The sequence below is a fragment of the Caulobacter sp. 602-2 genome (assembly GCF_011043625.1).
In the GTDB taxonomy this organism is placed as follows: domain Bacteria; phylum Pseudomonadota; class Alphaproteobacteria; order Caulobacterales; family Caulobacteraceae; genus Caulobacter.
On sequence record NZ_JAAKGT010000009.1, the window covers coordinates 79856 to 96038 of the forward strand.

Annotated in this window: 15 protein-coding genes; 7 read left to right on the forward strand and 8 right to left on the reverse strand. The window is 69.8% G+C overall.

Translation table 11 applies throughout. From position 1 onward, the window contains the following. The first annotated feature begins 724 nt into the window (after positions 1-724). Entirely contained in the window at positions 725-1954 is a 1230-nt protein-coding gene (locus tag G5B46_RS24740; protein ID WP_165260730.1) for an OmpA family protein, read from the forward strand. A gap of 191 nt (positions 1955-2145) precedes the next feature. On the opposite strand, the gene mnmD is transcribed toward G5B46_RS24740, so the two are convergent. The 3 genes from mnmD to motA form a co-directional block, all read right to left on the reverse strand. After that, on the reverse strand, positions 2146-3930 hold the full coding sequence (gene mnmD, locus G5B46_RS17305) for a tRNA (5-methylaminomethyl-2-thiouridine)(34)-methyltransferase MnmD (RefSeq protein ID WP_165260732.1): 1785 nt from the start codon (positions 3928-3930) through the stop codon (positions 2146-2148). Between the two features lie 68 nt (positions 3931-3998). Next, the gene (locus G5B46_RS17310) at positions 3999-4304 is read right to left on the reverse strand and encodes a hypothetical protein (protein WP_165260734.1); all 306 of its coding nucleotides are present in this window, start codon (positions 4302-4304) and stop codon (positions 3999-4001) included. Between the two features lie 156 nt (positions 4305-4460). Beyond that, a complete protein-coding gene (motA, locus tag G5B46_RS17315; protein WP_101711521.1) occupies positions 4461-5330 on the reverse strand; it encodes a flagellar motor stator protein MotA in 870 nt (289 codons plus the stop codon). Positions 5331-5490: 160 nt separating this feature from the next. Between motA and G5B46_RS17320 the strand changes: the two genes are divergently transcribed. The 4 genes from G5B46_RS17320 to vapC are packed head-to-tail and all read left to right on the forward strand — an operon-like array spanning position 5491 to position 8366. Beyond that, complete coding sequence (locus G5B46_RS17320) at positions 5491-6807, forward strand: MFS transporter (RefSeq protein ID WP_165260736.1); 1317 nt, start codon at positions 5491-5493, stop codon at positions 6805-6807. Positions 6808-6815: 8 nt separating this feature from the next. Next, positions 6816-7685 carry an alpha/beta hydrolase gene (locus G5B46_RS17325; RefSeq protein ID WP_165260738.1) on the forward strand — a complete coding sequence of 290 codons (870 nt, stop codon included), beginning with the start codon at positions 6816-6818 and terminating at the stop codon, positions 7683-7685. A gap of 49 nt (positions 7686-7734) precedes the next feature. Next, on the forward strand, positions 7735-7956 hold the full coding sequence (gene vapB / locus G5B46_RS17330; RefSeq protein ID WP_165260740.1) for a type II toxin-antitoxin system VapB family antitoxin: 222 nt from the start codon (positions 7735-7737) through the stop codon (positions 7954-7956). Beyond that, positions 7956-8366 (forward strand): tRNA(fMet)-specific endonuclease VapC, encoded by a 411-nt coding sequence (vapC, locus tag G5B46_RS17335; RefSeq protein ID WP_165260742.1) that lies wholly within the window; start codon positions 7956-7958, stop codon positions 8364-8366. Before vapB ends, vapC begins: the two co-directional genes overlap by 1 nt. A 17-nt stretch (positions 8367-8383) precedes the next feature. Here the strand turns inward: vapC and G5B46_RS17340 are convergent, their stop codons facing one another. The 3 genes from G5B46_RS17340 to G5B46_RS17350 form a co-directional block, all read right to left on the reverse strand. After that, positions 8384-8866: an ASCH/PUA domain-containing protein gene (locus tag G5B46_RS17340; RefSeq protein ID WP_165260744.1), complete on the reverse strand. Its 483-nt coding sequence runs from the start codon at positions 8864-8866 to the stop codon at positions 8384-8386. Positions 8867-9038: 172 nt separating this feature from the next. After that, positions 9039-9926, reverse strand: a complete 888-nt coding sequence (gene rpoH, locus G5B46_RS17345) for an RNA polymerase sigma factor RpoH (RefSeq protein ID WP_165260746.1) — start codon at positions 9924-9926, stop codon at positions 9039-9041. 391 nt (positions 9927-10317) lie between these two features. Next, positions 10318-12450: a histidine kinase dimerization/phosphoacceptor domain -containing protein gene (locus tag G5B46_RS17350; protein WP_165260748.1), complete on the reverse strand. Its 2133-nt coding sequence runs from the start codon at positions 12448-12450 to the stop codon at positions 10318-10320. A gap of 209 nt (positions 12451-12659) precedes the next feature. Here G5B46_RS17350 and G5B46_RS17355 point away from each other — a divergent pair, with 209 nt between their 5' ends. Continuing rightward, positions 12660-13016 carry a phage holin family protein gene (locus G5B46_RS17355; RefSeq protein WP_165260750.1) on the forward strand — a complete coding sequence of 119 codons (357 nt, stop codon included), beginning with the start codon at positions 12660-12662 and terminating at the stop codon, positions 13014-13016. On the opposite strand, the gene G5B46_RS17360 is transcribed toward G5B46_RS17355, so the two are convergent. Next, complete coding sequence (locus tag G5B46_RS17360) at positions 13013-13804, reverse strand: M23 family metallopeptidase (RefSeq protein ID WP_240903551.1); 792 nt, start codon at positions 13802-13804, stop codon at positions 13013-13015. The two genes, G5B46_RS17355 and G5B46_RS17360, sit on opposite strands and share 4 nt — an antisense overlap. 324 nt (positions 13805-14128) lie before the next feature. On the opposite strand from G5B46_RS17360, the gene G5B46_RS17365 reads away from it, so the two are divergent. Next, a complete protein-coding gene (locus G5B46_RS17365; protein WP_165260754.1) occupies positions 14129-14479 on the forward strand; it encodes a UrcA family protein in 351 nt (116 codons plus the stop codon). A gap of 242 nt (positions 14480-14721) precedes the next feature. On the opposite strand, the gene G5B46_RS17370 is transcribed toward G5B46_RS17365, so the two are convergent. After that, positions 14722-16140 carry an NAD(P)(+) transhydrogenase (Re/Si-specific) subunit beta gene (locus G5B46_RS17370; RefSeq protein ID WP_165260756.1) on the reverse strand — a complete coding sequence of 473 codons (1419 nt, stop codon included), beginning with the start codon at positions 16138-16140 and terminating at the stop codon, positions 14722-14724. Between the last annotated feature and the right edge of the window lie 43 nt (positions 16141-16183).

Genomic DNA, 16183 nt, shown 5'->3' on the forward strand with positions numbered 1-16183 from the left:
GCTCTTCAGGCACCACGCTCCAAGGTTTGCGTCACCCCGCGCAAACCTCCGATCTTCGTAGTTAACCGAACGACGGCGCCTGTCCAGCCCGTGCAGTCCGGCGGGGCGGCGAAACGTTCCAGGTTTGGGACGCGACAGTTCCGCGGCCCTGGTGGTAGCGGTCGCGCGAACTGTCCGCCGCCTTTGCGCGGACGGGCTCTCCGCGCCGCGACGGGTTGTCGATCCCTCGATCCCTGGCGGCGCGAAGGGGGGGCGGCTCGGCGTCGTCGCGCACTCCACAGGCGTGGGCGGCGTCGAGGCGAACCGTTCGCCCCGAAAGCTTCGCCGCATCCTCCAACGCGGTGAGGATGTGAGGGTGGCCAAGGCGGCCGGTCGTGGGGGCGATCGCGGCCTGGCCCGTGACCAGCGGCGCGTCGCGTCGCTGGTCGCCTCCGCCGTGGCGGCGAAAGAACAACGATCAGCGGTCGTTGATATCTGAAATAATCGTCAGGGTTGACCTGGATTCCGGCGGCGAACTGCGCGACCATTGCTGCGGCGCGGAAGGCCTGCGCCGCACGCGGCCGACGTCCGTGTTCCGATCGCTGGGGGCAAATTGTCGAGAATTCGACGAAACCGCCTCACTGTGGCGCTGGCGCCACATCCGATTTGCGAAGTCGTGCGTTTGTCGTCATGGAAGCCGCCCCGCGGGGGGCGTCCAGGCTAACTTTATTAGAGGGTTCTCATCATGAAATTCGGGTTGCTGGCTGGCGTCGCAACCGTCGCGCTCTGCGCGGCGTCCGGCGCCTCCGCCCAAAGCGCGTTGAGCGGATGGTATGTGGCCGGCGACGTCGGTTACCACTCGGCTGAGGGCATCGAAGCGAGCTCGTCGGTGAACGCCACCGACGGTCGTCCGTACGACTGGACCTTCTCGACGGACGAAGACTGGGCGGGCTTTGCTCGCATCGGTTATCGCATCTCGCCGAACTGGCGCGTGGAAGGCGAATACGGCTACCGCGGCAGCGACATCTCGGGCGTCCGCTCCGAGAACGCCTCGCGCCCGCAGCCGATCGGCCTCTGCACCGCCGGCCCGGTTCGCACCGCGACGAACCCGACCTGCGGCACGCCGAACGGCGAGGTCAAGGCCACCACCCTGATGGCCAACGTCATCTATGACTTCCTGCCCGACTCGTCGTGGCGTCCGTTCATCGGCGCCGGCGTCGGTACGGCCTGGGTCCACAACAAGGTGTACGGCCAGCTGAGCGGCGTTCCCGCCGGCGCCGCCCGCATCCAGAACACCAGCTTCGACGACACCGACCAGGGCTTCGCCTACCAGGGCCTGCTGGGCCTGGCCTGGGACGTGACCCCGAACTGGTCGATCGACCTGACCGGCCGCTACCTGGTCGCCAAGAGCCTCAACTGGGGTTCGGTGACGAGCAACGTCGGCCCGGCCGGCGGCGCCGTGACGGACGTCGGCACCTTCGAAGGCGACTACAAGGACACGTCGATCACCCTCGGCGTGCGCTACACCTTCGGCTCGCCGCCGCCCCCGCCGCCTCCGCCCCCGCCGCCGCCGCCTCCCCCGCCGCCGCCGCCTCCTCCGCCCCCGCCGCCGCCTCCCCCGCCGCCTCCGCCAGCGTATGAGGCCCGCGAGTTCGTGGTCTACTTCCCGTTCGATCAGTACGTGCTGACGCCGGAAGCCCAGGCCGTGGTGCAGCAGGCCGCCGACTACGCCAAGGGCGGCAACGCGACCAAGATCACGGTCGTGGGCCACACCGACACCTCGGGCTCGCCCAAGTACAACGTCCGCCTGTCGGAACGTCGTGCGAAGGCCGTGGCCGATGGTCTGGTCTCGGCGGGCGTCCCGGCCACGACCCTGGCGGTCGACTGGAAGGGTGAAACCGCTCCGGCCGTCGCCACCGGCGACGGCGTGAAGGAACCGCTGAACCGCCGTTCGACCATCTCGATCAACTTCTAAGATCGAGACCGAACGGAGGCTCTAGGCTTCCCGACGAATGCGAAGGCCCCGGAGGAAACTCCGGGGCCTTTTGCTTTGTCGAAGACCCTCTCCCTGAAGGGAGAGGTGTCCGCGAAGCGGACGGAGAGGGAAGCGGTCGCGAAATCGGCCCCCTCCGGCCCTTCGGGGCGCCTCCCCCAGAGGGAGGATCTTCAGGGGCGTCCGGGCTCGACCAGCGCGGCCAGGTCGCGGGGCAGGGGCGAGGGCGTTTCCAGGATCAGCGCGATCACGTGCTCGGCCAGCAGCGGGGCGGTCGTGAAGCCTCGGCCGCCCAGGCCGCCCAGCACATGAAGGCCGCTCGGCGCGTCGGGAACCGCGCCGGCCAGCGGCAGGTGGTCGGCGGTCGTCGCGCGCACCGCCGCGCGGCCGTCCAGCGGCGCGGCGGCCAGGCGGGCGGCCAGGTCGGGGCGGCCCTTGGCCAGGGCCTGGCGATTGCGGGCGTGATCGGCCTCGCGCTGGTCGACGGCCGTGTCGCCCCGGTCGTGGGTGGCGCCGAACAGCACGCCGCCGCCGGGCGTGGGAACCGCATAGCCGCCGAAGGCCGCCGGGACGACGGCGGGGCCGCCCAGCGGGCCGGTCCAGCTGGTCTGGCCGCGAACCGGGCGGATCGGCGCCTGGGGCCACAGCCGGGTAAGGTCGGCCCCGCCCGCCAGCACGACGGCGTCGGCGGCAGCCAGCAGCACGTCGTCCGCGCCATGAAGGCGCCAGCCGTCGCCGGTTTTCTCCAGGCGCGTGACCTCGGCCGCGACCGCCGCGCCGCGCCAGACGGCCAGGACGACGGCGGGATCGACCACGCGGGCCAGGTCCATGCGCAGCGCGCCGGCCGCGGGCTCGCCCAGGGCCGCGCCGGCCTCGGCGGCGTCAAGAGCGGTCATCTCGCCGGCCGCGAACAGGTCCTGCCCGGTGACGGCGGCGAAGCGATCGGGATCGCGCGGCCCCGTGGCCAGGCGCAGCACGCCGCGCGCCAGCACCGCCCCGGGCAGGGCGTCGTAGAGGGCGGCGGCGCGGGCCAGGGCCTGGGCGGGGAAGGCCGCGCGGGGGCCGCCGCCGGCGTCCAGCGCCGGCGTGACCAGGGCGGCCGGATTGCCCGAGGCCTTCGCCTGGTCGGCGTCGAATACGGTGACCTGCAGGCCCTCGGCCCGAGCGGCGCGGGCCAGCGCAGCGGCCGCGATCCCGCCGCCGACGATCGCCAGGCTCTTGGGACGGGAAGGCGTCGCGGCCTCGCCGGGGTAGGTCGCCTCCAGCCGCTCGCGCTTGCGGCCAAAGCCCGGGCGCTTGTCCCAGGTAAAGCCGGCGGCGGCCAGGCCCCGGCGCACGGCCCCGGCGACGGTGAAGGTGGCCGCGCGGCCGCCCGGCGCGGTGCGGGCGGCGACGGCGGCGAGGATCTCCTCGCTCCACATCGCCGGGTTCAGGGCCGGCGAGAAGCCGTCCAGGAACCAGGCGTCGGCCCGGCCGCTCCAGGCCGCCAGGGCCTGCGAGACGTCCATGACGGCCAGGTCCAGCGTCGCGTCGAAGCCGGGCAGGTCGATGCGGTGAAAGCCGCGCGCCTCGCTTGGCCGATGATCGAGCAGCACCTGGGCGGCCTCGCCCAACTGCGGCCAGACGGCCAGGGCGCGGGCGGCCTCGTCGCGGGTGATCGGGTGGGCCTCGATCGAGAAGACGTGCAGGCGGCCGCCCGGAGGCTTGCCGCGTCGCCACAGGTCGAGCAGGGCGGCGATGTTGAGCCCGGTGCCGAACCCCAGCTCCCCGACCGTGAAATGCTCGCGCCCGGCCCAGGCGTCCGGCAGGCCGCAGCCCTCAAGGAACACCGCCTGGGTCTCGGCCAGGCCGTCGGCGCTGGAGAAGTAGACGTCGCCGTACAGTCGCGACTGCGGCAGGCCGTCCTCGCGCCAGATCAGCGGCGAGCCGAGGGGGGAGGGGGAGGAGTCGGAAGTCATGGGGCCATCATAGAAGAAGGGCCGCCCTCGCGGACGGCCCCTCGATCATTCCAGAACCGAAGAAGGGCTCAGTGGCCCTCGGTCTTCTTTTCCTCGGCCGGAGCGGCGGCGGGGGCGGTCCCCGGGGCTTCGGCGGCCGAGACGGCGTCGGGCTCGGCGGCGGCGTCGGCGGCGGCCTTGTTGGCGTCGGCCATGGCCTGGCCTTCGGCGCCGGCGGCGTCGGCGGCGGTCACTTCGCTGGCGCCGGCGGCGGCGGCGGCGGCGGCCTTGTCGTCGGCGGCGGGAGCCTCGTCCTTCTTGCCGCAGGCGGCCAGCGACAGGGCGGTCATGGCCGCGCCGGCGATGAGGATCTTGCGGAGGACTTGGGTGGTCATCGGGGGCTTTCCTTGCGACTGGCCTTGCGACCGGAAACGGCGACGGCCCGGCGAGAGGCCGGGCCGCACCATGGCAAGGAACCGCTTTTCACGTCTCGTTGCAAGCCAAAGATCACGGCGGCGTGATCTGGCCGTGTACGGAGCAAGCCTGGCGGATCAGGCTTCGTTCGGGATCTGGGTCAGGGCCTCTTCCAGCTCGATGAAGCTGGGCTGGTGGACGCTGGGCACGTTGCCGCGGCCGATCTCGACGCTGATCTGGGCGGCGTTGCCATGCAGGTGGGCGACCAGGACGGCCTGGATGATCTTGTAGAAGGCGCCGTCCTCGTTGACGACGGCCTGCAGGCGGGCGGCCATCGGGCCGACCAGGCCATAGGCCATGAACACGCCCAGGAAGGTGCCGACCAGGGCGCCGCCGATCATGCCGCCGAGCACGGCCGGCGGCTCGGTGATCGAACCCATGGTCTTGATGACGCCCAGCACGGCGGCGACGATGCCCAGGGCGGGCAGGGCGTCGGCCATCGACTGCAGGGCGTGGGCCGGCTCGAGCGCCTCGTGGTGGTGCTTCTCGAGCTGCTTTTCCATCGCGTCCTCGACCTGGTGGGGGTCCTCCAGGTTCATGGTCATCATCCGCAGGGTGTCGCAGATGAAGTCGACGGCGAAGTGGTCCTTCGAGATCTTGGGATAGCGCGAGAAGATCGAGCTCTCGTGCGGCTTTTCGATGTGGCTTTCCAGGGCGATGACGCCCTTGGACTTCATCGTCTTGGTCAGCAGGAACAGCAGGGACAGCAGGTCGCGATAGTCGCTGGCCTTCCACTTGGGACCGGCGAAGATCTTGCCGAAGCCGCCGGCCGTGGCCTTGATCACGGTCATCGAGTTCGAGATCAGGAACGCGGCGATGCCCGCGCCCAGGATGGCCATCAGTTCGTGCGGCGCGGCGTGAAGGATCACGTCCATCTTGCCGCCGCCCATCAGGTAGCTGCCGAACACCAGGCCGAAGAGCAGCACGATGCCGATGATCTGGAACATGACGAAAGAGAGCCCCGCGGATTTCAGCCGGCATCATCGCTGTTAATGCTTAATCCAAGGTATCGGGCCGCGAGCGCGAATCCGCGACCGGATGGCGCGGCCCGCGGTCGGCGAAAGCGGGGCCTTCCCCTGGGCGCAAACCCCCTCTAACGTTTGTTCGATGTCTGCCGCCGCTCAAGATCAACAGGTCAACCGGCGGGCCTTCGCCATCCTGTTCGGGGTGTCGGCGGCCACGGCGCTGGGCAATACGGGCATGCTGTCCGTCCTTCCCGCCATCGGCCGCCAGATCGGCATTCCCGACGCCATGGTGGCGGCGATCTTCTCGCTTTCGGCCCTGCTGTGGGCGATCTCCTCGCCGTTCTGGGCCAAGCGGTCGGACGTGCGGGGGCGAAAGCCCCTGATCCTGCTGGGGCTGGGCGGGTTCTGCGTGTCCATGACCCTGTGCGCCTTCGTGGTCAGCGCGGGGCTGCACCAGCTGCTGCCGCCGATGGTGGTGTTCGTGCTGTTCCTGCTGGCGCGGGCGCTGTTTGGCCTGTTCGGCTCGGCCGCCAATCCGGCCACCCAGGCCTACCTGGCCGACCGGACCAGGCGGGAGGAGCGCACCCAGGCCATGGCCACCCTGGCCGGCGCCTTCGGCCTGGGCACCGTGGTCGGGCCGCTGCTGGCGCCGCTGTTCGTGCTGCCGGTGGTGGGGCTGGCCGGGCCGATGTTCGCCTTCGCGGGGCTGGCGGCGGTGATGATGTGGATCGTCAGGCGCGGCCTGGACGAAAGCACGCCGCCCCCCACGGCCGGCGAGCCCCAGCCCCGCGGGCGCCTGGCCTTTCCGTCGCTGCGGCGGGGCGACAGCCTGTGGCGCGATCCGCGCCTGGCCCCCTTCCTGCTGTTCGGCTTCCTGGTGGCCACCTGCCAGACCGCCCAGACCCAGACCCTGGGCTTTCTGATCATCGACAAGCTGGGCGTCGAGCCGGTCAAGGCCCAGGGGTTCATCACCCTGGCCATGGCGGCCGGGGCGGTGGCGGGCCTGCTGGCCCAGTGGGGCCTGATCCGGATGTTCTCGATGGGCCCGCGCGAACTGATGCGCTGGGGCGTGGCGGTGGCGGCGCTGGGCAACGTGGTCGTCGCCTTCGCGCCGGACTACGCCGCGGTGGCCATCGGCTATGCGGTGTCGTCGCTGGGCTATGGTTTCGCGCGGCCGGGGTTCACGGCCGGGGCCTCGCTGTCGGTCGGGGCCAAGGACCAGGCCGGGGCGGCCGGCGCCATCGCCGCCATCAACGGCCTCAACGTGGTGGTCGCTCCGCTGTTCGTGCTGCTCTACGAGGCCGTCGGCTGGGCGCCATTCGTGCTCAACGCCCTGATCCTGGCGGCGATGCTGGCCTACGCCCTGCGCCAGGCCGTGTTGCGCAAGGTCAGCGACGCCGAGGCGACCGAAGAGGCGGCCATCGCGGGCCTGGAGCGCGGAGACGAGGGCGGGGTCTAGGAATGCCGATGCGCCGAATTCTCGCCTTGGCCGTGGCGCTGTCGACGGCCGTCGCCGGTCAGGCCCAGGCTCAGGACGGACGCTTCGATGTCGGCGGCGGGCGGATGATCCGTCTCTCCTGCCAGGGTCAGGGCGCCCCCACCGTGGTGGTCGACGCCGGCATGGGCGGCGCGCCGGTGGAGGACGAGGCCTGGGGCCGCATCGCGGCGCGGGTGTCGGAGGCCGCGCGGGTCTGCCTCTATGACCGCGCCGGGTTGGGCGGCAGCGATCCGGCCCCGGCGGGCAGGCCGCGCACCAGCGCCGACGCGGCCGCCGACCTGGAGGCCGCCTTGCGCGCGGCCAAGATCGCGCCGCCGTTCCTGCTGGCCGGTCACTCGATCGGCGGGCTGCACGCCCAGGTCTTCGCCGCTCGCTATCCGGATCAGACGGCCGGACTGGTGCTGATCTCCTCGACCCATCCCGATCAGATGGACGCCTGGCTGGCCAGGCTGCCGGCGCAGGCGTCGGACGAACCGAAGGCGCTCTCCGACGCGCGCGGCTTTCTCACGCGGATGCCGCGCGATCCTAGCCTCAATCCGGAAAATCTCGACGTCGGCGCCAGTAGCGCACAGGCCCGTGCGCTGCGCACGCTGGGCGACAAGCCGATGGTGGTGGCCACCCACAGCCCGAAATGGCGGATGGTCCCCGAACTGGGCGAGCCGCTGGCTGTCGAGCTGGAGGCGGTCACCCAAGACCTGCAGAAGCAGTTCCTGGCTCTGTCGACCCGTGCGACCCAGACCATCGCGCCCACGGCCGGCCATGGCCTGCCGCACGAGGATCCCGGCTTCGTGGCCGAGGCGATCCTGAGCGGCGTGAAGGCGGTGCGAGAGGGGCGGTAGGCGTCAAGCAAACTCTGGGATATACTGGTTGTATATCCAGGAGGCCGTCATGGTCCGAACGACACTGTTTCAGTCCAATCGATCCCAGGCGGTCCGCCTGCCGAAAGACGTGGCGTTTCCGGATGGCGTCCGTTCGGTGACGGTGCTGCGGGAGGGAAAGCGGCGCGTCATCGTGCCGTCGGACGCCGCCTGGGACGACTTCTTTGCTGAGGCGGGTGTGGATCTGGGAGAACGGGAGCAACCTGCGGCGCAGAAGCGCGAAGGCTTCTGATGCTGCGATACATGCTCGACACGAACCTTTGCATTCGTGTGCTCAGGGATCGGCCTGAGGGGATGCGTGATCGCTTCAATCTAAACGCCGATGGACTGTGCATCTCGACGATCGTTCTGACCGAGTTGCTGCATGGTGCGGCGAAATCGGCTCGACCGGACCATCATCGAAATGCGGTCGAACAGTTCGCGGGGCGCTTGGAAGTGCTGCCCTTCGACGCCTCAGCGGCGGATCACGCCGCCGATATCCGCGCGGTGCTGGAACGATCCGGGCGATCGATCGGGGGATATGACCTGCTGATCGCAGGTCATGCTCGTTCACGCGGCCTCGTCGTGGTCACTGGCGACCTCGGAGAGTTCGAGCGTGTCGAAGGCCTGCGTTGCGAGGACTGGCTGGCGGGCGGGGTATAGGCCCCGCCCGGTCACCCTCAGCCCTTGCGGACGATGCGCGCGGCGGCGGCGTGGAAGGCCGCTTCGCTTTCGGCCAGGGCGGCCACCGCGCCGTGGCGGTCGGCGGCGACGCTCATGTTGGTCGTCACGTACGACTTCGAGACCCGGCGGGCCTCCTCGCCGCGCAGGACGGCGTTGGCGGCGGCGGTCTCGTGCCATTCGGCCAGTTCGCCGGCGGTCAGCGGGTGGTCCTCGGCGGCGCTGGGGTGGTGCACCACGTCGCCGAAGCCGATGGCCACGAAGCCGTGGATGACGCCGTAGTCCTCTTCCGACAGCAGGAAGGTGATCTGACGTTCTTCGGTCTGGCCGGTGTAGACGTCCTGCTCGGGATCGAACTCGCGCAGCACCAGCACGTCGCCGACCTTGAATTCGCGGTCGTTGCGACGGATCTCGAAGCGCTTCTTGCCCGAGCGCACGGCGGCGAAATACTGCGGCCAGGTCTTCAGTTCGTGACGGGTCATGGGAAGTCTTTGAATTGCGGCCGGCGGAGCGCCGGAAAAATCGGAGGCGAGGCTCTTAGAGCGCGTCGGCGGCGAGGAAAAGGCCGTTTGTGACGGCTCGGCGACGCCCGCGATACGAAAAGGCCGCCGCGACAGCGTCGCGACGGCCTTTATTCTAGCAGATCGGAGGCTGTTACGCCTCGACCATGTTCTTGGCGATGGCCGCCTCGCGCATGGACTTCTGCAGCTTCTCGAAGGCGCGGACCTCGATCTGGCGGACCCGTTCGCGGCTGACGCCGTACTGGGCGGCCAGGTCTTCCAGGGTGGTCGGGTCGTCCTTCAGGCGGCGCTCGGTCAGGATGTGCCGTTCGCGGTCGGTCAGCTCGACCATGGCCTCCTCCAGGAGGGTCATGCGAAGCGACTTTTCCTCGTTCTCGGCGACCATGGTCTCCTGGCTGACCTGCTCGTCGTCGGCCAGCCAGTCCTGCCACTCGCTTTCGCCGTCGGCGCGCAGCGGCGCGTTCAGCGAGGCGTCGGGGCCCGACAGGCGGCGGTTCATCGAGATGACCTCGCTGTCCAGCACGCCCAGCTTGGTGGCGATCGCGCTGACCTGCTCGGGGCGCAGGTCGCCGTCCTCGAAGGCGCTGATCTGGCTCTTGGCCTTGCGCAGGTTGAAGAACAGCTTCTTCTGCGCGGCGGTCGTGCCCATCTTCACCAGCGACCACGAGCGCAGGATGTATTCCTGGATCGAGGCGCGGATCCACCACATGGCGTAGGTGGCCAGGCGGAAGCCCTTCTCGGGTTCGAACTTCTTGACCGCCTGCATCAGGCCGACATTGCCTTCGGAGATCACCTCGCCGATCGGCAGGCCGTAGCCGCGATAGCCCATGGCGATCTTAGCCACGAGGCGCAGGTGGCTGGTGACCATCTTGTGCGCGGCGTCGCTGTCCTGATGCTCTTTCCAGCGCTGGGCGAGCATGAACTCCTCGTCCTTCGCCAGCATCGGGAACTTGCGGATTTCGGTGAGGTAGCGCGACAGGCCGCCGTCCGGCGACATCACCGACAAGGAATTCACAGCCATGAGTTCAACATCCCCTGGGCTGGGCGCCAACTTGGCGTCCGGAGCCCACTTTCGAATGGGTGAGATAGGTACGGGTTGCGGCGAAGGTAAGGGCGATAACGCAATTGTAATGTCCGACACCCTGGCTCAGGTATTGGACATTTCGATGGCGGAATGAACGTTCATTCTCAAAAAAATGAACGATCATTCTCAAAATTGCAAGGGGGGGCTGGAGAGGGGCCGCCTTCTCCATAGCCGCCCGTCATTCCCGCCCTTGTGGCGGGAACCCCTCTGTCAGCCGAAAGGGCGGATGGGGCGGACTGCTGAGCAGTCCGCTGGCGCTTCACATGCGAACGGAACCAGGGGTTCCCGCCACAAGGGCGGGAATGACGGGAGAAGAAGAACCGTCGGCTCAGCCCGCCGGGGCGTCCAGTTCGGCCCGCACGCCGGGATTGTTGTCGTGATAGGCCAGGGTCCCGGCCAGCTGGCGGACCATGGCGTCCATCATCTTGCTGCCGAAGCCGACGCGCGGCCCCTGCTTGCCGCCGCCCTGGTCGGCCACCGAGATGCGCACGCGGCCGCCCTGTTCGGTGAGGCCGATGTCGACCCGGCCGGGCCGGCCGCCATAGGCGTACTTGACCGCGTTGATCACCAGTTCGGTGACGACCAGGCCGATGGTCACGGCCTTGTCGGTCGAGACCGTGGCTGGGGCGGCGTCGACGCGGATCATCCGCGCCCATTCCTGGCCCAGCGACTCCACCAGCTCCTCGGCCAGCTCAACGAGGTAGCGGTCGAGCGAGACGGTCTCCAGCTGGTCGCCGCGATAGAGGCGGCGGTGCACCAGGCCCACGGCGGTCAGGCGGCGGCTGGCTTCCTCAAGCGGCGCGCGGGCGGCCGGATCCTCGATGGCCTTCATCTGGATGGTCAGGAAGCCGGCGGCCAGGGCCAGGCTGTTCTGCACCCGGTGGTTCACCTCGCGCAGCAGGAAGTCCTTCTGCCGCAGCAGGTCGTCCTTGTCGTCCAGCGTGGCGCGCAGCTGGCTGTTCAGTTCGGCCGTGCGGCGGGCGCGGCGCAGGTCCAGCAGGTCCTGGCGCAGGCGCAGGGCGGCCTCGGTCTGCGAGCCGCTCCAGGGGCGCGAGCGGCCGCGCACGGTCTCGGTCCAGGCGTCGAACGAGGCGCGCGGCGTCAGGGCGCCGTCGCCGCCGGCCGCCTTGGCGGTGCGGTAGGGATCGCCGGCCCAGCGCACGACCTCGACCTCTTCGGCGCGGGTCCACAGCACCGCCAGCAGGGGCGAGCGCTCGATGACCACGCCCATCAGGCCCGAGGCCCAGCTTCGGAAGGCGCCGGCGCCGGGGAAGACGGTCTCGCTGCGGTCGGTGGCGATCACGCCGCCGGCGTCGACGTCCAGCAGCCAGTCGCGCAGCATGGCCAGGGCCGTGTGCGGCGGGGTCTTGCCGGCCGTCTCGATGGCTTCGTCGCGGAACACCGCCACGCCGTCGGCCTCGCCCAGCGCCACCAGGTCGGCGGCGTGCTCCTCGAGCGACAGGTCGCCGACGTCGGACTGGGCCAGCACGGCCGTCAGGTCGTCGCCCAGGGCCCGCAGGCGCAGCTTCTCGCGCCAGGTCTCGGCCTCTTCCTTGGCCTTGATCTGGCGGGCCAGGCCGCCGGCCAGGGCGCGGCAGGCGGCGCGGATCTCGTAGGGCAGCAGGCGCGGGCTGTTGTGATGGCAGGCCACCAGGCCCCAGAGGCGTCCGTCCTTGACGATCGACACCGAGGCCGAGGCGATGACGCCCATGTTGCGCATGTACTGCATGTGCACCGGCGAGACGCTGCGCAGGGCCAGGTCGCTCATGTCGAGCGGGCTGTCGGGCGCGGGCTCCAGCGGGGCGGGGGTGTAGGTGCAGTCGGGGATCACCCGCACCAGGTTGCGCACATACAGAGCGCGGGCCTGCCTGGGGATGTCCGAGCCGGGGAAGCGGTGGTTGAGGAAGCTCTTCAGGTGATGGGCGCGGTCCTCGCCGACCACCTCGCCGGCGTCGTCGTCGCCGAAGCGATAGATCATCACCCGGTCGAAGCCGGTCAGGCGGCGGAATTCCAGCGCGGCGCGGTCATAGAGCGTCTTCAGGCCGGGGCAGCGCTCGAAGGCCGCGGCGGCGGCCTCCAGATGGGCCAGGATCTGCGAGCCGGCCATCGGCCGCTCCAGCCCGGGCTCGATCTCCAGCAGCACCAGTTCGCCCTGCACCGTGGCGCTGAGGTCGAGATTGCGGCCGCCCCGGGCCAGCACGCCGATGAAGCCGCCGGCCGGGCGCGAGTTGGAGATGGCCGCCACCTGGGCCGCCAGTTCGTCGCCGATCAGCGCCCCGGCCGTCTGGCCCAGCCAGGCCTCGACCTTCAGCAGGCCGGCGACGTCGCCGGCCGCCATGCGCACCGTCAGGCTGTCGCGGTCGAGGATCAGCAGTACGCCGTGCGGCTGGATCGCGCCGGGAATGTGGATCGGCTCGCGGTCGCAGGCCTGGATCTGTTCGGGCGTCGGCGCCGCGGTCATGCGCGGGGCCGATCAGGCGTCAGGACGCGCGGAAGGAAGGCTGTAGTCACGGCGGCGGCTCCATGCGGCCTAGGCCGGTGCTTGACAGTACGCGTCATTGAACAGGTTCACCGTCGTCTTGTCGACATTTCGCATCCCGGCGCGCGAACGGCGCTTGTGTGCAGCTTTGGCGGGCGTAAAGGTCGGCGACGACTTCGGGGAGTTTCCAGATGACCGGTTTTCTCCTGCGCGCGCTGTTCGCGGGGCTGGGCCTGTGGCTGGCCTCGCGCATCGTGCCCGGCGTCCATGCCGCGGGCTGGCAGACGATCGCCATCGCCGCCGTGCTGCTGGGGCTGGTGAACGCGGTGGTGCGGCCGGTGGTGGTGCTGCTGACCCTGCCGATCACCCTGGTGACGCTGGGCCTGTTCCTGCTGGTGGTGAACGCCGCCATGCTGGGCCTGGTGGCCTACATCCTGCCGGGCCTGGCCGTGAACGGCTTCTGGGCGGGGATCTTTGGAACGATCGTGATCGGCGTCGTCAGCTGGTTTGGCCACCTGCTGCTGGGCGAGGGGGCCGAGCGGGACTAGCTGGCGGCGACCTCGATCCGCACGCGCACGCGGCCGTCCTCGCCGCGGCTCGCCTGGGTTCCGGAGGCGGCGCCCTTGGCCGCGCGCCGGGCGGCGACCTTCTCCTTCATGCCCTCGGGCCAGCGCGAGACGTGGGCCAGGCGCACCTTGCGCGGTACGCGGGCGGCGGCCTTCAGCGGCAGGTCGTCGGCGCTGGCGAAGGTCCGGTCCATGAAGTGGGCCGGGTTCAGCGGCCGGCCCTTGCGGCTGATCTCGAAATGCAGGTGCGAGCCGGTCGAGCGGCCGCTGTCGCCGACCACGGCGATCGGCGTGCCGCGCTTCACATAGACGCCCTTCTTCATGCCGAGATTGCGGCCCAGATGCGCATAGAGCGTCGAGAAGCCGTCCTTGTGCCTGACCTCGACGAAGCGGCCGTAGCCGGGGTCGGTCCCGGTGCGCGCGACAATGCCGTCGGCGGCGACCTTCACCGCCGTGCCCGAGGGGGCGGCGATGTCGACGCCCTCGTGCAGGCGGCCGCCTTCTTCCCACGGCAGCTGGCGCAGGCCGAAGGGCGAGGCGACCTCGCGGCCGGGCAGCGGCGCGTCGAAGGCGTAGGCGGGCGGGGGCGGCGGGGCCTGCTGCGGCGTCGCCGGGGCGGCGGCGACCGGTTCCAGGATCGGCGCGGGCGCGATCAGGTCGGCCAGGGCGCGGGCGGCCGGCACGGACGCCGCGGCGACGAGCACGGCGAAGCCGAGCGTCAGCGGCAGGGCGAACTTGCGGGCGGGCGGGGCCTGGATGTCTGGCGCCAAGGAGCGGAACCTCGTGGAACGGTCGACGCGAGGACCGGCGGGCCGCGCCGTCTTAGAGGCTTGGCCTTTCGCGATCATGAACGCGGCTATCTGCCCGACCGATCGGGCGGAAAGGCGGCAGCTGCGCCGTGGCGCTTTCCAGAGCTTGGCTGGCCGCTGTCGCGATACTGTCAAACATTACGTGGAATTTAGAACATTAAAGTCAGGCAATACTATGAATACGGAGTCATGAACGACACTTAACGGGACTCTTCAAGTATCGTTCAGTACACCTTTGTTCATGGAGGCGCGGCGGACGCGCCCTGGAACAGAGGGAAGACCCAGATGCGCAAGTTCATGATCAGCCTCACCTCGATCGCCACCCTGACCCTGGCCGCCGTGCCGCTGATCGGCATCGCCCAGGTGGCCCACGCCGGCGAGCGCGCCGTGACCGTTCGGGTGGGCGATCTGAACCTGGCCAGCCCCGCCGACGCCGCCGAGTTCGAAGCCCGCTCCAAGGAAGCCGTGAAGCAGTTCTGCGGCGTCCGCGCCAGCAAGGAACGCCTGGACCTGCTGTCGCGCCGCGCCTGCGCCAACGAGGTTCGCGCCGAGATCAACGACAAGCTGTCTACCCAGCAACGCAAGGCCCTGGCCTCGGCCGGCAAGCTGGCTCCGGTCGCGGTGGCTGTCTACTGAGCAGCCCATGCCGATCGATCCGCCGCGGAGGCCCCGGTGAAAACCGGGGCCTTTGCTTTTTTACCCATTTCCCGATGGAGAGGCGTCGGCGAAGGCAGGGTTTGCGAACTCGGCCAGCGCTTCGGAAGCTGAAAACGCCCCCCCTCCGGCCCTTCGGGCCACCTCCCCCAGAGGGGGAGGATCAACGAAAAAGCCCCGGTCCTGCGACCGGGGCTTTCGTCTTTCTGGAAGGGGCCGAAGGCTCAGAGGCCCTTGACGATGCCCTCGACCATCTTCTTGGCGTCGGCGAACAGCATCATGGTGTTGTCCTTGAAGAACAGCTCGTTCTCGACCCCGGCATAGCCCGAGGACATGCCGCGCTTGACGAAGAGCACGGTGCGGGCCTTCTCGACGTCGAGGATCGGCATGCCGAAGATGGCGCTGGTCGGATCGGTCTTGGCGGCGGGGTTCGTCACGTCGTTGGCGCCGATGACGAAGGCCACGTCGGCCGTCGAGAACTCGCTGTTGATGTCCTCCAGTTCGAACACCTCGTCGTAGGGGACGTTGGCTTCGGCCAGCAGCACGTTCATGTGGCCCGGCATGCGGCCGGCGACGGGGTGGATGGCGTACTTCACCTCCACGCCCTCTTCCTTCAGCTTGTCGGCCATTTCGCGCAGGGCGTGCTGGGCCTGGCTGACGGCCATGCCGTAGCCCGGGACGATGATCACCTTGCTGGCGTTCTTCATGATGAAGGCCGCGTCGTCGGCGCTGCCCTGCTTGACGGGACGCGTCTCGACCTTGCCGCCGGGGCCTGCCGCTGCGGCGTCGGCGCCGAAGCCGCCCAGGATCACCGAGACGAACGAGCGGTTCATGCCCTTGCACATGATGTAGGACAGGATCGCGCCCGAGCTGCCGACCAGGGCGCCGGTGATGATCAGGGTGGTGTTCTCCAGCGTGAAGCCCAGCGCCGCCGCCGCCCAGCCCGAATAGCTGTTCAGCATCGACACCACGACCGGCATGTCGGCGCCGCCGATCGGGATGATCAGGGTGACGCCGATAAGCAGGCTCAGCGCGAAGATGCCCCAGAAGGCCCACTTGGCCTGGCCGCCGGTGACGACCAGCACCACGATCAGGGCGACGATGGCCAGCGCGATGATGATGTTCAGCAGGTGGCGGGCCGGCAGCAGGATCGGCGCGCCGCCCATGTTGCCGTTCAGCTTGGCGAAGGCGATGACCGAGCCGGTGAAGGTGATGGCGCCGATGGCCAGGCCCAGCGAAAGCTCGATCAGGCTGTTGAGGTGGATGTGGCCGTCTTCGCCCACGATGCCGTAGGCGGCCGGGGTGTAGATGGCGGCGACCGCGACCAAGCAGGCGGCCATGCCGACCAGCGAGTGGAAGGCGGCGACCAACTGCGGCATCGAGGTCATCGGCACCTTGCGGGCGATCACCGCGCCCACGCCGCCGCCGACGGCGACGCCGCCGACGATCAGGCCCAGGGTCACGGCGTCGAGCGCGCCCTGGCTCCACAGCGTGGCTAGGGTGGTGACCACGGCGATGGCCATGCCGACCATGCCGTAGGTGTTGCCCTTGCGGCTGGTCTCGGGACTGGAAAGCCCGCGCAGGGCCAGGATGAACAGCACCCCGGAGACGAGGTACAGGACGGCGGCGAGATTGGCGTTCATGTCAGGCCTTGCCCCCCAAGAGCGTTGTTTTGGTCGCGGCCAG

Coding starts and splice junctions, on each gene's coding strand:
- G5B46_RS24740 (WP_165260730.1), top strand. CDS start 725: ATGAAATTCGGGTTGCTGGCTGGCGTCGCAACCGTCGCGCTCTGCGCG.
- mnmD (WP_165260732.1), bottom strand. CDS start 3,930: ATGACTTCCGACTCCTCCCCCTCCCCCCTCGGCTCGCCGCTGATCTGG.
- G5B46_RS17310 (WP_165260734.1), bottom strand. CDS start 4,304: ATGACCACCCAAGTCCTCCGCAAGATCCTCATCGCCGGCGCGGCCATG.
- motA (WP_101711521.1), bottom strand. CDS start 5,330: ATGTTCCAGATCATCGGCATCGTGCTGCTCTTCGGCCTGGTGTTCGGC.
- G5B46_RS17320 (WP_165260736.1), top strand. CDS start 5,491: ATGTCTGCCGCCGCTCAAGATCAACAGGTCAACCGGCGGGCCTTCGCC.
- G5B46_RS17325 (WP_165260738.1), top strand. CDS start 6,816: ATGCGCCGAATTCTCGCCTTGGCCGTGGCGCTGTCGACGGCCGTCGCC.
- vapB (WP_165260740.1), top strand. CDS start 7,735: ATGGTCCGAACGACACTGTTTCAGTCCAATCGATCCCAGGCGGTCCGC.
- vapC (WP_165260742.1), top strand. CDS start 7,956: ATGCTGCGATACATGCTCGACACGAACCTTTGCATTCGTGTGCTCAGG.
- G5B46_RS17340 (WP_165260744.1), bottom strand. CDS start 8,866: ATGACCCGTCACGAACTGAAGACCTGGCCGCAGTATTTCGCCGCCGTG.
- rpoH (WP_165260746.1), bottom strand. CDS start 9,926: ATGGCTGTGAATTCCTTGTCGGTGATGTCGCCGGACGGCGGCCTGTCG.
- G5B46_RS17350 (WP_165260748.1), bottom strand. CDS start 12,450: ATGACCGCGGCGCCGACGCCCGAACAGATCCAGGCCTGCGACCGCGAG.
- G5B46_RS17355 (WP_165260750.1), top strand. CDS start 12,660: ATGACCGGTTTTCTCCTGCGCGCGCTGTTCGCGGGGCTGGGCCTGTGG.
- G5B46_RS17365 (WP_165260754.1), top strand. CDS start 14,129: ATGCGCAAGTTCATGATCAGCCTCACCTCGATCGCCACCCTGACCCTG.
- G5B46_RS17370 (WP_165260756.1), bottom strand. CDS start 16,140: ATGAACGCCAATCTCGCCGCCGTCCTGTACCTCGTCTCCGGGGTGCTG.